This window comes from Candidatus Zixiibacteriota bacterium, from assembly GCA_035380245.1.
In the GTDB taxonomy this organism is placed as follows: Bacteria; Zixibacteria; MSB-5A5; order GN15; family FEB-12; genus DAOSXA01.
On sequence record DAOSXA010000001.1, the window covers coordinates 638,757 to 653,283 of the forward strand.

A 14,527-nucleotide genomic window follows, 5' to 3' on the forward strand; every position below is an offset into this window, starting at 1 on the left:
CAGAACGCGTAGCGGCGGGGCTTGACTCCGCCGCCAACGCCCCCTACGCGGATTGGCACGACACTCAAGCCGAATAAAACGAACATAGAAGAAAAAAAACGACAACTTACAAGCATAGGACCCTTTTGGAGGTATCATGGAAAAGAATATCGATCCCCGCCAGCAGGCGGTCAGGGACGAGGTAAAAGCGTTTGCTGAAAAGGAAATTTATCCGATTTCCGAAGAGCTGGATCGCATGCCCGAACCGCGCAAATTCCCGCGCGAACTTTATCGTAAAATCGGCCAGGCCGGATTTATCGGCTATTGCATGCCCAAGGAACTGGGCGGCCAGGGCAAGTCGCACCTGGAGTATATTACGCTGGTCGAAGAGCTCTGTTATCACGATGCCGGCGTGGGCCTACTGTGCGCCGTAGCCGAACTGGCTACCGCCCCGATTATCAATTTCGGCAACGAAGAACAGAAAAAGAAATACGTGCCGAAGTGCGCCGCCGGTGAAATCGTTCCGGCGTTTGTGCTGACCGAACCGGAAGCCGGCTCCGACGCCGCCAACCAGAAGACCGAAGCGGTCGAGACCGGCGACGGTTTCGTGCTCAACGGCGAGAAGATTTTCATCATGCACGGCGACGCGGCCGACCTGGGCGTGGTGTTCTGCAAGGTCAAGGATCAGCCCAAGCTCTCCGCGATCCTGGTCGAGACCGACCAGCCGGGCTGGAAGGCCCGTACGTTGAAGAACAAGATGGGCATGCGCGCCGCGACCACCGGCGGGATTCACCTGACCGACGTCAAAGCCCCCAGGGAGAACCTGATGGGCGAGTTCGGCAAAGGCTTCCGTTATGCCATGATGACGCTCGACTCGGCCCGTATCGGCGTGGCTGCGCAGGGTGTCGGTATTGCGCAGCGGGCGCTCGATGAGTCGGTCGCATACTCCAAGAAACGTATCGCGTTCGGCGCTCCGATCGCCAAGCTCCAGGCGATTCAGTGGATGATCGCCGACATGGCGGTTCGTCTCGAAGCGGCTCGCGGCCTCTGCTACAAAGCGGTCGGCATGCAGGATCGCGGCGAGAAATTCAGTGTGCTCGCGGCCATGGCCAAGTTGTACTGCTCCGAAACGGCCAATTTCTGCGTTGATCGCGCTATGCAGATTCACGCCGGTTACGGTTATATCGGCGAGTTCTCGCAGATCGAAAAACTGTATCGCGACCAGCGCGTGCTGGAGATCTACGAAGGCACCTCGGAGGTCCAGCGCCTGGTTATTGCCGGCAACGTCATCGGACACTGATGAGGTTCGGCGAGTTTACAATCAACACCTTCGTCGAGCAACGTTTCAAGCTCGACGGAGGTGCCATGTTCGGCGTCATTCCTAAGAAAATCTGGCAGCGGTTGATCGAAGCGGACGAGGACAACCTCATCCCGATGGTCACCAATTTGTTCGTTCTCAAAGCTCACGGCAAGAACATGCTGTTCGACGCCGGGCTCGGCGACAGCCTTTCGGACAAAGAGAAGAAGATCTACGGCACCAGGGGCGAGTCACAACTGGAAGCAGGTCTGGCGAGGCTCGGTCTTAATCCGGAGGATATCGATTACGTGCTGTTGACCCATCTTCATACCGACCATGCCGCCGGGGCGGTTAAGAAAATAAAGGAGGAGTTCGTACCGCGTTTCCCTAACGCCCTTTATTACCTCAGTCGCACCGAATTCGATCTGGCCATGACGCCGGACGAACGCACCGCCGCCGTTTATATTCCGGAACGACTAAAAGCACTCAAACGAAGCGGGCAGGTACATTTCGTCGAGTGTGACAGTCAACTTTTCCCCGGCATCCGGGCGCTGTTTACCGGCGGGCACACCAGGGGACATTACGCGCTCGAAATCACATCGGGCGACACCTCGGTTTTCTATTACGCCGACATCTATTGCACTACGGCTCATCTCAAGGTTCCTTACGTTCCCGGCACCGACCTTTACCCGGTCGAAACGATGCGCATCAAACGCGCCACGCTGCCGAGGATCGTGAATCACAACGTCGTCATGGCTTTCGACCACGACGTCAATTACCCGCTGGCTCGGATAACCGACCGCGGCGACGGCCTAAAAATCGAACCGGTCACAGGTGACTAACGCATAAGACAGGATAGGATACGTGTCACACCAGGACAAATTGGACCGCCTCGAAAAACTACGCGCCGAGAGCAAGCTCGGCGGCGGACAAAAACGAATAGACGCCCAGCACGCCAAGGGCAAACTGACCGCTCGCGAGCGGATCGAACTCCTGGTCGATGAAAACTCCTTCGAGGAATTCGATCCGTTCGTCGTTCATCGTTCTTCGGATTTCGGTCTGGATCAGCAGAAATTTCTCGGTGACGGTGTCGTAACCGGATGCGGTGCGATCAACGGTCGCAAGGTGTTTCTCTTCTCGCAGGATTTCACCGTCTTCGGCGGCTCGCTTTCCGAGGCGCACGCCGAAAAAATCTGCAAGATCATGAAAATGGCGATGAAAGTCGGCGCTCCGGTGATCGGTCTCAACGATTCCGGCGGTGCCCGCATTCAGGAGGGAGTGGTGTCGCTCGGCGGCTATGCCGATATTTTTCTGCTCAACACGCTCGCCTCGGGAGTGGTACCACAAATCTCAGTCGTTCTCGGCCCCTGCGCGGGCGGCGCCGTGTATAGCCCGGCGATTACCGATTTCATCCTCATGACCAAGGGGACCTCGTATATGTTCGTGACCGGGCCCAACGTGGTCAAAACCGTAACGCACGAGGAAGTAACCTCCGAGGAACTGGGCGGGGCGGACACCCATGCCTCCAAATCCGGCGTGGCTCATTGGGCCTGTGAGAACGAGGCCGATGCGGTTGCCAAACTCAAACAACTCCTGCGTTACATCCCTCAAAACAATCTCGAGGATCCTCCCCGGGTCGAATGCACTGACGCTTTCGAGCGCCAGGACGAGGAGTTGAACAGCATTGTCCCCGATAATCCAAATCAGCCTTACGACATCAAAGACGTCATCGAGCGTATTGTCGACGGCGGTTCGTTTTTTGAAGTGCACGCCGACTATGCCCCGAGTATCGTGGTCGGATTCGCGCATCTTGGCGGTCGTTCGATCGGTGTGATCGCCAACCAGCCGGCCGTTATGGCGGGTGTTCTCGATATCAGCTCATCGCTCAAAGGGGCACGGTTCATTCGTTTCTGCGATGCTTTCAACATTCCGCTACTGACCTTCGAGGATGTCCCCGGCTTCCTGCCCGGCACCGACCAGGAACACGGCGGGATTATCAAACACGGCGCGAAACTACTCTATGCCTATTGTGAAGCGACCGTACCGAAAGTGACCGTGATCACCCGCAAGGCCTACGGCGGGGCATACGACGTGATGAATTCCAAACACGTTCGCGGCGACATGAACTATGCCTGGCCAACCGCCGAAATCGCGGTGATGGGCCCCAAGGGAGCGGCGGAAATCATCTTCAAAAAAGATATTGCGGCCGCTTCGAATCCCGGAGCGGAACTTCAGAAAAAGACCGATGAGTTTACCGAAATGTTCGCGCATCCTTATATTGCCGCCGGGCGCGGTTATGTCGATGATGTGATCGAGCCGAAAACCACACGGCCGCGTTTGATTCGAGCGTTCCAGATGCTTGAGACCAAAAGCGATTCGAATCCGCCCAAAAAACACGGCAACATTCCCTTGTAACCGGTCCGGAGTTTATGAGTCAGAAGATCAAAAAGATACTTATCGCCAATCGCGGTGAAATTGCCATTCGCATCGTTCGCGCCTGCCGTGATCTCAAGATCAAATCGGTAGCGGTTTTCTCCGACACCGACCGCACCGCTTTCCACGTGCGGCTGGCGGACCAGGCTTACCATATCGGTCCGTCCCCGTCGAGCGAGAGCTATCTCGTACACGATAAAATTATCGACGCGGCCAAACGCTCCGGAGCGGATGCGATTCATCCCGGTTATGGTTTCCTTGCCGAGAATGCGGCCTTTGCTCAACGCTGCGAAGACGAGGGGATCATTTTCATCGGTCCGAAGCCGGAAACGATCACCCTGCTCGGTGATAAATTGCAGGCTCGCGAGGCGGCCATGAAGGCCGGACTGCCGGTGGTGCCCGGTGCGACGATCGAACAGGATGATCTCGCTTCGGCCGCGGCCGAGGCGGAAAAGGTAGGCTACCCGATCCTGATCAAAGCCGCAGCGGGCGGCGGCGGCAAAGGAATGCGGGTGGTCGAAACCCCCGATGAATTCGCCGAGGGACTCCAGCGGGCTTCGAGCGAGGCAAAAAATGCTTTCGGCGACGGTCGGGTGTTTATTGAGCGTTATCTCAAACGCCCCCGGCATATTGAAATTCAGATCCTGTGCGACCGGCATGGTCATTACCTGCACCTGGGAGAACGTGAGTGCTCAATCCAGCGACGTCATCAGAAAGTTATCGAGGAGGCTCCGTCGCCGGTCATGACACCCGAATTGCGGGAGCGGATGGGAGCGGCGGCGGTCAGTATCGCACGCCAGACCGGCTATATCGGCGCCGGGACCTGTGAGTTCATGGTCAGCCGGGATTTGGAGTTTTTCTTCCTCGAAGTCAACACTCGTCTTCAGGTCGAACATCCCGTCACGGAACTGGTAACCGGGCTGGATCTGGTCCGGGAGCAGATAGCAATCGCAGAGGATCGGCCGCTGTCTTTCCGGCAGGAAGATGTGGTCATGAAAGGCCACGCTATCGAATGTCGTATCTACGCCGAGGATCCTCAGAACGGTTTCGTTCCGTCCACCGGACGTCTGACGAATTACCGCATCCCGGCCGGACCAGGCGTGCGAGTCGACAGCGGGGTGGTGACATCCAATGAGATTCCGATTTATTACGATCCGATGATCGCCAAGCTATGCACCTGGGGACAGAATCGCGAAGAGGCTATCGACCGCATGAAGCGGGCGCTGCGGGAGTATCGCGTATCCGGCGTTGAGACTACGATTGGATTCCATCAGACGATCATGGACAATGTCAAATTTACCGCCGGAGATCTTTCGACTTCGTTCCTGGCCGAAGAGTATCCCGACAACGATTACACTCGCATCAACGACTACCTGGCCCGCTCGGCCGCCATCGCCGCAGCGCTGGATAAATTCAGCCGTGAGCGTAAAATCGCATCGCTGACCGACCAGGAGGCATCGAAGTGGAAAGTCGTTCATCGTAAAGCGCACCTGCGCGGAATGGGAGGAACCGACTGATGGCGCATTATCTGGTTACGGTAGACGGCCGCGAGTACGATATCGAGATCGAATATCAGCAACTTCGATATGAAGTCGTAATCAACGGTGAACAAGCCATCGTGCAGGCATACGACCTGGATGAAACCCGTCGCCTGCTGTTAATCGACGATTTTTCGCATGAGGTGGATATCCGCTCCAACTGCCTCGGCAACTCGCGTATGGTTTTCATGCAAGGTCGCGACATCCAGCTCGACGTTGAAGATTTCAGCCTGGCGCAACTGCGTAAAACCGCCGGGATTTCCTCGGGGCCGGCCATCGAATCGGTACTCAAGGCGCCGATGCCCGGCCTGGTGCTGGAAGTAAAGGTCTCCCCCGGCGACCGGATCAAGAAGGGTCAGCCGCTGATAATCATCGAGGCCATGAAAATGGAAAACGTCATCAAAGCTCCGGCCGATGTCGTAATTACGGAAATTCCGGCCAAGGTGGGAGATTCGGTCGAGAAGGGTGACGCTCTCGTGGAGTTTGAAGTTTGAGCGATCAAATCAAGAAAAACGGTTCCGGAATAGAAATTCCAACAGTGGCCGTAAAAGCCGACCTACCGTCGGATTTAGGTGACGACCGCCCGGGTAAATATCCATACCTGCGCGGCGTTTATCCGAACATGTATCGCGGTCGTTTCTGGACCATGCGCCAGTACGCCGGATTCGGCACGGCCGTCGAAACCAACCGGCGTTTTCGCTATCTGCTCGAAAGAGGCCAGACCGGCCTTTCGGTAGCATTCGACCTGGCGACACAGATCGGGTATGACTCGGATCATCCCATGGCACGCGGCGAGGTGGGACGCACCGGTGTGGCAATCGACTCCATCGCCGACATGGAGGTGCTGTTCGACCAGATTCCCCTGGACCAGGTCTCGACCTCGATGACCATCAACGCCACCGCCATGATTCTCCTGGCGATGTACATCGCGGTCGGCAAGAAACAGGGAGTCGAACCGAGTCAATTGATGGGAACGGTGCAAAACGACATCTTGAAGGAGTTCATCGCTCGCGGCACGCATATTTTCCCGCCGGTGCCCTCGATGCGACTCATCACCGACCTGTTCGCCTACACCAACGAGCATTTACCGAAATACAACACGATCAGCATTTCCGGCTATCATATCCGCGAAGCCGGTTCCACGGCGGCCCAGGAGATTGCCTTTACCCTCTCCGACGCCATCGCCTATTGTGAGACCGCGATCAAGGCGGGACTCGATATTGATGATTTTGCCCCGCGCTTGTCGTTTTTCTTCGCCTCTCACAACGACCTGTTCGAGGAAGTGGCCAAGTTTCGCGCGGCGCGTGTTCTCTGGGCGGGGATTGTTAAAAACCGTTTCAAGGCAAAGAATCCCAAGTCGATGCTGCTCCGCTTTCATACTCAGACAGGCGGCTCCACCCTCACGGCCCAGCAGCCGGAGAACAACATCGTCCGTACGGCAATTCAGGCCCTGGCGGCGGTGCTGGGTGGCACCCAGTCGCTGCACACCAACTCATACGACGAAGCGCTCGGTCTCCCGACCGAGAAATCGGCTGAAATCGCTCTGCGCACTCAGCAGTTGCTGGCTTATGAGTCCGGCGTAGCCCTTTCCGCCGATCCGCTCGGCGGTTCGTATTACGTCGAGTCGTTGACGGAGAAAATGCGGCAGAAAGCCCAGGAGATTCTGGATCGTATCGATGCTCTCGGCGGCGCCGTTAAATGCGTGCAATCGGGTTATTATCGGAACGAGTTGGCGTACGCGGCGTATGAACATCAGAAACAAATCGAGACCGGAACCCGCGTGGTGGTCGGCGTCAACGAGTTCACTTCGGAGAAACTCGACATTCCCGAAGTGTTGAAAGTTGACCCGGAGGTCGAAAAGAGGCAGGTTGAAAACCTGAAAAAGCTCAAGGCGGCACGCGATCAGAATAAGGTCAAAACCTGTCTTGACCGTCTGGGAGAAGCGGCTGCCGGCAATGAAAATCTGATGCCGCTCGTGATCGAAGCGGTGGAAAACTATGTGACGGTTGGAGAAATCTCCGATCGGTTCCGTCAACAATGGGGTGAATACCGTGAGAACCTTTAGTGCGATAATCATCATAGCAGCGCTGCTCATGGGCGGTTGCGGTAAGGATCAAACCTCCGTAGAAACGAGCCAACCGATCGTTTCGGAAACGCAAGCATCGCGTCCGGTGCCGTATGTCCGCCTGCCGGAAGGAGAACATCCCCAGGACTGGGAAGATATCCGGGTTGCGCTCGAAGACGCCCTGGTGCGTATGGCTTACGACGACAAGACCGGTCTCTGGGAAAACGAATTCCCCTATCTGCACGAGCGTGAAACGATCGACAAGTATCTCAAGCGCGGCGAAATAACCTGGGCCAATGTCGATTCGCTGATCGGTGTCGAGATTCTGTCGATCACGATCAGCGCCGACACCGCCTCGTTACTTACCGACTTTGTACTCCTGTCACCCGACGGCTCGAGCCAGAAGTCCCCCATGCCTATGGAGATGTTCAAGTACAACGGCGGCTGGCGCAAGCCGTATGTTTCTGATCTGCTTCACCAACGCGAATACGATGAATGGGTCCGCCAATCCATCAAGGATTCACAGGAAGACTGGTAGGACGTGCTTTCCCATATAGGTATCGCCGTGCGGCGTCTTTCGGAGGCTGATCCGCAATATCGTCTGATCCTCGGCTGTGACGCCTCCCATGTCGTTGAAGTGCCGGACCAGAAAGTGCGGGTGGCAATGTACGAGCCGGGCGGCAAGGGTACCCGGATCGAGCTGCTGGAACCTACTTCTCCCGACAGTCCGATCGCGAAGTTCATCGAAAAACGCGGTGAGGGATTACATCATATTTGTATTTACGTCGATGATATCGAAAACCGGCTGGCTGAGCTCAAAGCCTCCGGAGCGCGTCTGATCGATGAAACACCGCGAATCGGCGCTGAGGGAGGGAAAATTGCGTTTGTCCATCCCGCCTCAGCCGGCGGCGTATTGATCGAGTTGGAAGAGAAATCCAAATCTAAATGACAGGAGCGCCGGTTCGGCTCCGCCCGCAACGGCGACAGGTCTTGTTGTCGATGTGATTCAACCGACCGCATTCACAGCGCCAGATATTTTCCTGATTCGAAAACTCCACTTTTTGTTGGTCTCGTTTTCTGAGCCATAAAAGCATCAACAGGACAACGAACAACGCCACGAAATGCCAGTTGCTGAACCTTATCGGTGATGAAAATACATCGTTCATAACCGGTCCCCGATAAGCCAGACCGTCCTGCATGACCCTGAAACTCTCCCCGATGTCGGAGGCTACCGTGATCGGTCTTCGTCCCCAAAGGGTATACATGAGTTGGTCGCCGTCGGGGCAACGGTACAGCGTACCCTGAAGCCGGTGCCAGAGGCTGAGTGAAATTATCGTATCGGTCGTCACGAATTCGAGCACGAACCAGGCACGCCCTCCCTCGCTGTAACCGTGGTTGGTCAGCAATTCCGCCTGAGGCAGTTGCATGATAACACTCTCGATGATCGAATCGACCGAAAGTCGAAAATCCTCGCGACTGGTTACGGCCAGATCCTCGGCGATCAGTGACTTGAAGATGAGCATCTCGGAGCTGCTGTCGGGGCTGGTCAGTCGATAAGGATAACCGACACCGGCGGAGTCGACCGTCCAACCGGTCGGCAGCGGCAGGCGCAATTCATCGGCCAGTTCCAGGATCTGGTTTCCCTGAACCGGGGCGCAGATCAGCATGGTAATCGCGATAAATAACAACATCCTCATATCGGTGTTATCGGCCGGAGGACGTTAGTTCTCAATCGAAGTGAGTGGTTTGATACCAATCGAGGGGGAACGCTTTGGATGGTACTCCCCGGGGTGACGTTGTTCGAGACATCGTTAAGGGCCGTCATCAAGGGGCAGACGAGACGTCTGCCGCCCACCAACACGGTTGGGTTCTTCGCGGGTTATTTTGCGAAATTCAGAAAGAACAGATTCCGCGGTTGCAGAGGGCAAAACATAAGCAAGATCGCAGGTTCCAAGGAACCTGCGCTACATGACCAGATGCAAAGCGCTGTCGGGCAGAAACGCCCGAGGGCGCGGGTCTATTTGCTGAAATTCGCCTTGAGGCAGGTGCGGATGCGGTTGACTCGATCCCGCAGGAATTCGTTGCGGGTCACCTTCGGAGCATAGACAAAGCTGCGGCTTCGTTTCTTGCGCTCCAGCAAACCCTTGCGGGTCAGGCGCACCAGGACGGTCATAACGGTGGTATAAGCCGGACTCGGTTTCTCGGGCCAAACCGCCAGTGCTTGTTTAACCGTCAATTCACCGCGTTCGAAGGCCAGCTCCATGAGGCGGGCTTCTATCCGCCCCAGAAATACCTCCAATCCGCGGCCGTCGGGATCGAAATAAAAGCTCGGTCTACTCATCCGATTTAATAACGGTCTTCTTGTTCTTGAAAACCATGGAGATACCCAGCGCGATTATCGCCAGCGGCCAGAAATAGTCCCACATATCCCCTCGGATGATGTTGAACTGATCCAGCAGCATAAGGATCCCCAACAAAACCAGTAACAAACCCCAGAACATAGCGCTTCTCCTATTCATCTTATCCTATACGGCGTTTAACCGCCGATAGTTTTGATCTCTTTCAGACGCCGGACAACAACCACGGCCACCAGTTCGAGCATTCGGCGATGCTCTTCGGTGAAAAAATCGGACTGATCGGAGTCAATATCAATCTCACCGAGACAAAGGTCGCCATCCATCAACGGTACGACGATTTCCGAGCGAGTCCCGAGCGAACAGGCCAGGAAACGGGAATCAGCCCCGGTGTCGTTGACAATGATACTTTTTTTCTGAGAGGCCGCCGCGCCGCAAAGACCCCGGTTGAATCCGATTCGAGTATGTTGTGTTACCGGTCCAATGTACGGCCCGACCTCGAGATGATCGCCGCGCACCATATAGAATCCGGTCCAGTCGAAATCCTCGGAAAAGGCGTCGATTACCTCAACCGCGCGACGCAGGATCGATTCCTCGTCGTTTTGATCGGCGACGGCGTCAGCGACAGCGGTCGCCAGGCCATGAAGGTTGCTGTCGTTCAAATCGCCTCCCTGACGGCACGAAGGTTCTCCATCGGTGTCGCCGGCAGTACGGCACAACCGGGACCGATGATGAGACGGCTGGGATCATGAGCCGCCATAATTGACCGGATTTTTGCAGCGGCTTCATCGGGACGGGCACACAACAACCAGCCGGTATAATCACCGCCGCCGACAATCGCCTTGCCCTTGAGCAAGTCGTAGGCTCGATCCAGCGGGAGATTGGTCGGGTGATCGGCGTCCCAGTTGTACATCCGGCTGTGGTAGTCGATTTCAGCGAGTTCTTTAAGATAATTCTCGGGATCACAGACATGGAGCAGGTTGATAGCGTCCTCACCGGCCGCCTCGATCACCCTGAGGTCGAACGGAGTCCCGAAACGCCGGTACTCCTCCCAGGTAATCATGGTCCGTGAAGCCCAATGAGTGGTGGCAAAGAAAAGACCGTCGGCTCCGGCATTACGCAACTCTTCGGCAAAACGCACGAAGGTGACCGTGATCGCCTCCAGGGCGGATTCGATCAACTCCGGCTCCTGCCGCAAGTGCTCGATCAAGTCGTTGCGATTTTCAAGAAGTCTCCCCGCTACCGACAAAGGTGAAAAAACCGTCATTAATAGAGGCAGTTCCGGACCAACCGCGCGACGGATCAAAGAAACAGCGTACAGGTGTTCCGCCAGGGCCGGGCTGTCCAGCGGTTGCGGTTTTATTTTTTCCCAGTCCTCGATGCCTCGGATAGGGAAATTACTCTTCTTGTGTTTTTCGAAGGAATCATAAGAGAAGTGCAGTTTCAGTCCCCACGGCTCGGAATGGTAATCGGCCCGAGGATTAATCTTCATGAAATCCCAATCGAATTTTTTCTGAAATGCCACCATAGCCTCCATGAGTCCCGAGGCATGGTGTTCCATATCAAAGAAGTGGCGCCAGAAAGAAACCGCGAACCGGTCCGGCTTTTCCCCTGCCAGGACGGTCATCAGACGATCACGATGGTTCAATTTCTCCATTATAGTCCTTTGATTTCGCTTATAGACAGCCTCGTTGATCGAAACGCCTGTGCCCTTTTTCGGTTCCCGTTCATGAAGTTACGTCGATCCGGTCGACTTGCCTCAATATAAGCGACCTCAATCGAGGTGGTCAATGCCTGTTTATTTCATGAGCAATCGCTCCGCTCGTTATGGAGCCAAAAGGGTTTGTGCCGAATAAGATATCAGGATAGTCCGAAGGTAAATACCTGCCTGTAAGGGAGTTGTATGCCACCCAGGATACTCGTGATCGACGATGAAGAGTCGATGTGCAATTTCATGGAAATCATGCTGGCCAAGGAAGGCTATAAAGTAGAAACGACCGATTCCCCGATGCGAGGCGTTGACCTGCTGCGTGAACGAAACTTCGACCTGGTCATCGCCGACCTCAACATGCCGGAAATGTCCGGGATCGATGTTCTTCGCGAAGTGAAATCGTTCAAAGGGGATCAGGAACTGGTGGTCATGACCGCTTATGCCTCGGTTGACAGCGCTATCGAAGCGATGAAACAGGGAGCTGCGGATTATATCACCAAGCCGTTCAAAGTCGATGAGATCAAACTCGTCATCGAGAAGATCATCAATCGCCGTGCTCTTATAAAGGAGAATCAGGATCTCAAGCGACAGCTTCAGGGCGATAATGCTTTCGACAGCTTCATCGGCACCAGCGATCCGATCGTTCGCCTGAAGAAACTGGCTCGGCGTGTGGCCTCATCCGATTCCACTATTCTTATTCGGGGAGAGTCCGGCACCGGTAAGGATCTGATGGCCAAGGCGATTCATCATCATTCGCCGCGTTGCGGCGGACCGTTCGTGACGATCAACTGCGGCGCTCTGCCGGAGAGTCTTTTGGAATCGGAGTTGTTCGGTCATAAAAAAGGATCATTCACCGGAGCGATCAAGGACAAGGAAGGTCTCTTGCAGGCCGCCAACTGCGGGACGTTTTTCCTGGACGAAGTCGGTACAACTTCACCGGCTATTCAGATTAAACTGCTGCGGGTGCTCGAAGAAAAGAAAGTGACGCCGGTCGGCAGCACCAAGCCGATTGATGTCGATGTCCGTCTGATCGCCGCAACGAATGCCGATCTCGAAGAGGATGTCAAGCTGGGGCGTTTCCGCGAGGATTTGTTCTATCGGTTGAACGTAATTCCGCTGTTTATTCCGCCGCTTCGCGAACGAACCAGCGATATTCTCCTGTTGAGTGAGCATTTCGTTCGTCGTTACTGTGAGAAGGCTCAGGGACCGATCAAGGCTATCTCCGAGGAAGCGGCCCAGTTGCTGCAGAATTACGGTTGGCCGGGAAATGTCCGCGAGCTGGAAAATACGATCGAGCGGGCGGTTTTGCTCAACCGGAGTGAGTCAATCGAGCCCACGGATCTGCCCGACAAACTTCGCGAACAAACTCCGATCGGAATCGTGTCCGAGGCGGAACCGGCCACACCTACCCTGGAATCGATAGAAAAAGCATATATACATTATGTAATGAGTCAGACCGACGGTAAGAAAACCAAGGCGGCCAAGATCCTCGGGATCGACGCCTCAACATTGTATCGGAAACTCGATCGCTACGGACTTAAAGAAACTCGTTCGGGAAAGAACGATATGTCCGACAAGGATAAGTCTGACTAATCCGTGAACGGGGTGTTGTGGACAGCTTGCACAACAAAACGGAACACGGTTTGCAGAGAATTGGGGAAGATGAGAAAAAAAGTGGAGAGAATCGAGGATACAATGGTTAGCAGAGAGACACGTCAGCAGGGATTTACTTTGATAGAATTGATGATCGTTGTGGTGATCATCGGTATCCTGGCCGCCCTGGCCGTACCGCGTTTTATGGCGGCTTCAGTTAAAACCAAACAGTCGGAATGCAAGGCGATCCTGAAACAGGTTTATGTGAACGAACGGACGTATATGCAACAGTCGCCTACTTCCGAGTACTTCTATCAAGCGCTTCCGGCCAGCCCCGAAAATTCCGAAAGGTTCGCTCCTATCTGGATAGAAATCATGGCTCCGGCTCGCTATGCCTACACCATTGAAGACGATGGTGAAGGCGGTTTCCTGGCTATCGGCACCGGTAATATCGACGACGACGACTTCATGGACATCTGGTCAATCGACGATAACGGCGTTTTACACAATGATCAGGACGATGTAAACGACGTCGTTACGGCACGACCTTGAGGTATTCTACGAAAGATTATAACGGCGTCCCCTGGGACGCCGTTTTTGTTTTCCACGATCTTTTCTCAAAGCCACCCACATCGCTAAAACCGTTGCATTTCGCAAGGATTCTCGCAAATTGCATGACTTCGGACGATCGCCGTTTACCAGTGTGTTGTTGTCGATCTTACCAGTTTCTCTCCTACTCAATGTCGCCCAACGAGCTATTTGATTGAGCATTAACCTGTTTTCTGCGGATATCGATTGGTATGCGCTTTGCCGATTTCAGGACAGTAACAATAACGTCCTAAATTATTTTTTTATGGAAGTGTCCTGACTGGAGGAACGGATGTTCTCAAAGATTCACAACCGCAAGGGTTTTACATTGATCGAGCTGATGATCGTTGTCGTGATCATCGGTATTTTAGCCTCTCTGGCCATTCCGCGGTTTATGCAGGCAACGACCAAGGCTAAGCAGTCCGAAGCTAAGGGTCTCCTGAAGCAGATTTATACCATGGAGCGTACTGAGCGCCAGGCCAACGGTGAGTATCTGGCTTGTGCCGCTGATGATGCCGACGACTTCCGCGCTCTCGGGATCGAGTTGCCGGAAGGTCATAAGTACTCTTATGTCGTAACCTGCGCCGATCCGGAACAGGATTTTGCGGCTGAGGCTACCTGGGATATCGATGGCGACGGTAACACCGATACCTGGCAGATGACTGAGACCGGTGAACTCTGGTGCGCCTACGATGACGTCACCGACACCGACAACGGCGACTACGTCCGTCCGTAATGTAGCAGCCGTACAAGTCTCCCAAGACGCCCGCCCGAGCGGGCGTCTTTTTTTTGCCTGTTGGGCATTATTCACGATCCCATAGAATTGGCCGGGAGCTTTGCATTCTGCGAGGTTTTTTGCGAAATGCAAACCGTCAACCGTAAATGGACTACTATAATCCATGAGGGCAACGTCCCACAGTTCACCGGGGATCGGGATTTATGGATTGCGCAACAAGTGGTTACAGGCAT

The 14,527-nt window shown here is 54.8% G+C and carries 16 protein-coding genes; 11 read left to right on the forward strand and 5 right to left on the reverse strand.

The genetic code is table 11. The features are described from left to right. Window positions 1–136: 136 nt before the first annotated feature. Genes PLF13_02580 through mce form a run of 8 tightly spaced genes read left to right on the forward strand, consistent with a single transcriptional unit; the run spans window position 137 to window position 8,261 of the window. Window positions 137–1,279, forward strand: a complete 1,143-nt coding sequence (locus PLF13_02580; protein ID HOP06154.1) for an acyl-CoA dehydrogenase family protein — start codon at window positions 137–139, stop codon at window positions 1,277–1,279. After that, window positions 1,279–2,118, forward strand: a complete 840-nt coding sequence (locus tag PLF13_02585; protein ID HOP06155.1) for an MBL fold metallo-hydrolase — start codon at window positions 1,279–1,281, stop codon at window positions 2,116–2,118. Before PLF13_02580 ends, PLF13_02585 begins: the two co-directional genes overlap by 1 nt. Before the next feature lie 22 nt (window positions 2,119–2,140). After that, a complete protein-coding gene (locus PLF13_02590) occupies window positions 2,141–3,691 on the forward strand; it encodes an acyl-CoA carboxylase subunit beta (GenBank protein HOP06156.1) in 1,551 nt (516 codons plus the stop codon). 14 nt (window positions 3,692–3,705) lie between these two features. Continuing rightward, complete coding sequence (accC, locus tag PLF13_02595) at window positions 3,706–5,226, forward strand: acetyl-CoA carboxylase biotin carboxylase subunit (protein HOP06157.1); 1,521 nt, start codon at window positions 3,706–3,708, stop codon at window positions 5,224–5,226. Continuing rightward, window positions 5,226–5,741, forward strand: coding sequence for a biotin/lipoyl-binding protein (locus tag PLF13_02600; GenBank protein HOP06158.1), 516 nt, complete (start codon window positions 5,226–5,228; stop codon window positions 5,739–5,741). The genes accC and PLF13_02600 overlap by 1 nt, the downstream gene beginning before the upstream one ends. 44 nt (window positions 5,742–5,785) lie before the next feature. Then, window positions 5,786–7,312, forward strand: coding sequence for a methylmalonyl-CoA mutase family protein (locus tag PLF13_02605; GenBank protein ID HOP06159.1), 1,527 nt, complete (start codon window positions 5,786–5,788; stop codon window positions 7,310–7,312). Further along, entirely contained in the window at window positions 7,299–7,850 is a 552-nt protein-coding gene (locus PLF13_02610; protein ID HOP06160.1) for a hypothetical protein, read from the forward strand. The genes PLF13_02605 and PLF13_02610 overlap by 14 nt, the downstream gene beginning before the upstream one ends. 3 nt (window positions 7,851–7,853) lie before the next feature. Then, window positions 7,854–8,261: a methylmalonyl-CoA epimerase gene (gene mce, locus PLF13_02615; GenBank protein HOP06161.1), complete on the forward strand. Its 408-nt coding sequence runs from the start codon at window positions 7,854–7,856 to the stop codon at window positions 8,259–8,261. On the opposite strand, the gene PLF13_02620 is transcribed toward mce, so the two are convergent. The 5 genes from PLF13_02620 to PLF13_02640 form a co-directional block, all read right to left on the reverse strand. Further along, window positions 8,254–9,003 carry a hypothetical protein gene (locus PLF13_02620; GenBank protein HOP06162.1) on the reverse strand — a complete coding sequence of 250 codons (750 nt, stop codon included), beginning with the start codon at window positions 9,001–9,003 and terminating at the stop codon, window positions 8,254–8,256. The genes mce and PLF13_02620 overlap by 8 nt on opposite strands. Before the next feature lie 326 nt (window positions 9,004–9,329). Then, window positions 9,330–9,653, reverse strand: a complete 324-nt coding sequence (locus PLF13_02625) for a BlaI/MecI/CopY family transcriptional regulator (GenBank protein ID HOP06163.1) — start codon at window positions 9,651–9,653, stop codon at window positions 9,330–9,332. Further along, on the reverse strand, window positions 9,646–9,831 hold the full coding sequence (locus PLF13_02630) for a DUF5668 domain-containing protein (GenBank protein HOP06164.1): 186 nt from the start codon (window positions 9,829–9,831) through the stop codon (window positions 9,646–9,648). Before PLF13_02630 ends, PLF13_02625 begins: the two co-directional genes overlap by 8 nt. 17 nt (window positions 9,832–9,848) lie before the next feature. After that, window positions 9,849–10,328, reverse strand: coding sequence for a GAF domain-containing protein (locus PLF13_02635; GenBank protein HOP06165.1), 480 nt, complete (start codon window positions 10,326–10,328; stop codon window positions 9,849–9,851). Further along, window positions 10,325–11,323, reverse strand: a complete 999-nt coding sequence (locus tag PLF13_02640; GenBank protein ID HOP06166.1) for a uroporphyrinogen decarboxylase family protein — start codon at window positions 11,321–11,323, stop codon at window positions 10,325–10,327. Before PLF13_02640 ends, PLF13_02635 begins: the two co-directional genes overlap by 4 nt. 246 nt (window positions 11,324–11,569) lie before the next feature. On the opposite strand from PLF13_02640, the gene PLF13_02645 reads away from it, so the two are divergent. From PLF13_02645 to PLF13_02655, 3 genes are all read left to right on the forward strand, one after another. Then, window positions 11,570–12,970: a sigma-54 dependent transcriptional regulator gene (locus PLF13_02645; GenBank protein HOP06167.1), complete on the forward strand. Its 1,401-nt coding sequence runs from the start codon at window positions 11,570–11,572 to the stop codon at window positions 12,968–12,970. Window positions 12,971–13,039: 69 nt separating this feature from the next. Next, window positions 13,040–13,522 (forward strand): prepilin-type N-terminal cleavage/methylation domain-containing protein, encoded by a 483-nt coding sequence (locus PLF13_02650; GenBank protein ID HOP06168.1) that lies wholly within the window; start codon window positions 13,040–13,042, stop codon window positions 13,520–13,522. 328 nt (window positions 13,523–13,850) lie between these two features. Next, on the forward strand, window positions 13,851–14,294 hold the full coding sequence (locus PLF13_02655) for a prepilin-type N-terminal cleavage/methylation domain-containing protein (protein ID HOP06169.1): 444 nt from the start codon (window positions 13,851–13,853) through the stop codon (window positions 14,292–14,294). The last annotated feature ends 233 nt before the right edge of the window (window positions 14,295–14,527 follow it).

What these genes read in the sequence shown, in the direction of transcription:
- PLF13_02580 (HOP06154.1), top strand. Translation starts at nt 137, where the DNA reads ATGGAAAAGAATATCGATCCCCGCCAGCAGGCGGTCAGGGACGAGGTA.
- PLF13_02585 (HOP06155.1), top strand. Translation starts at nt 1,279, where the DNA reads ATGAGGTTCGGCGAGTTTACAATCAACACCTTCGTCGAGCAACGTTTC.
- accC (HOP06157.1), top strand. Translation starts at nt 3,706, where the DNA reads ATGAGTCAGAAGATCAAAAAGATACTTATCGCCAATCGCGGTGAAATT.
- PLF13_02600 (HOP06158.1), top strand. Translation starts at nt 5,226, where the DNA reads ATGGCGCATTATCTGGTTACGGTAGACGGCCGCGAGTACGATATCGAG.
- PLF13_02620 (HOP06162.1), bottom strand. Translation starts at nt 9,003, where the DNA reads ATGTTGTTATTTATCGCGATTACCATGCTGATCTGCGCCCCGGTTCAG.
- PLF13_02625 (HOP06163.1), bottom strand. Translation starts at nt 9,653, where the DNA reads ATGAGTAGACCGAGCTTTTATTTCGATCCCGACGGCCGCGGATTGGAG.
- PLF13_02630 (HOP06164.1), bottom strand. Translation starts at nt 9,831, where the DNA reads ATGAATAGGAGAAGCGCTATGTTCTGGGGTTTGTTACTGGTTTTGTTG.
- PLF13_02640 (HOP06166.1), bottom strand. Translation starts at nt 11,323, where the DNA reads ATGGAGAAATTGAACCATCGTGATCGTCTGATGACCGTCCTGGCAGGG.
- PLF13_02645 (HOP06167.1), top strand. Translation starts at nt 11,570, where the DNA reads ATGCCACCCAGGATACTCGTGATCGACGATGAAGAGTCGATGTGCAAT.
- PLF13_02650 (HOP06168.1), top strand. Translation starts at nt 13,040, where the DNA reads ATGAGAAAAAAAGTGGAGAGAATCGAGGATACAATGGTTAGCAGAGAG.
- PLF13_02655 (HOP06169.1), top strand. Translation starts at nt 13,851, where the DNA reads ATGTTCTCAAAGATTCACAACCGCAAGGGTTTTACATTGATCGAGCTG.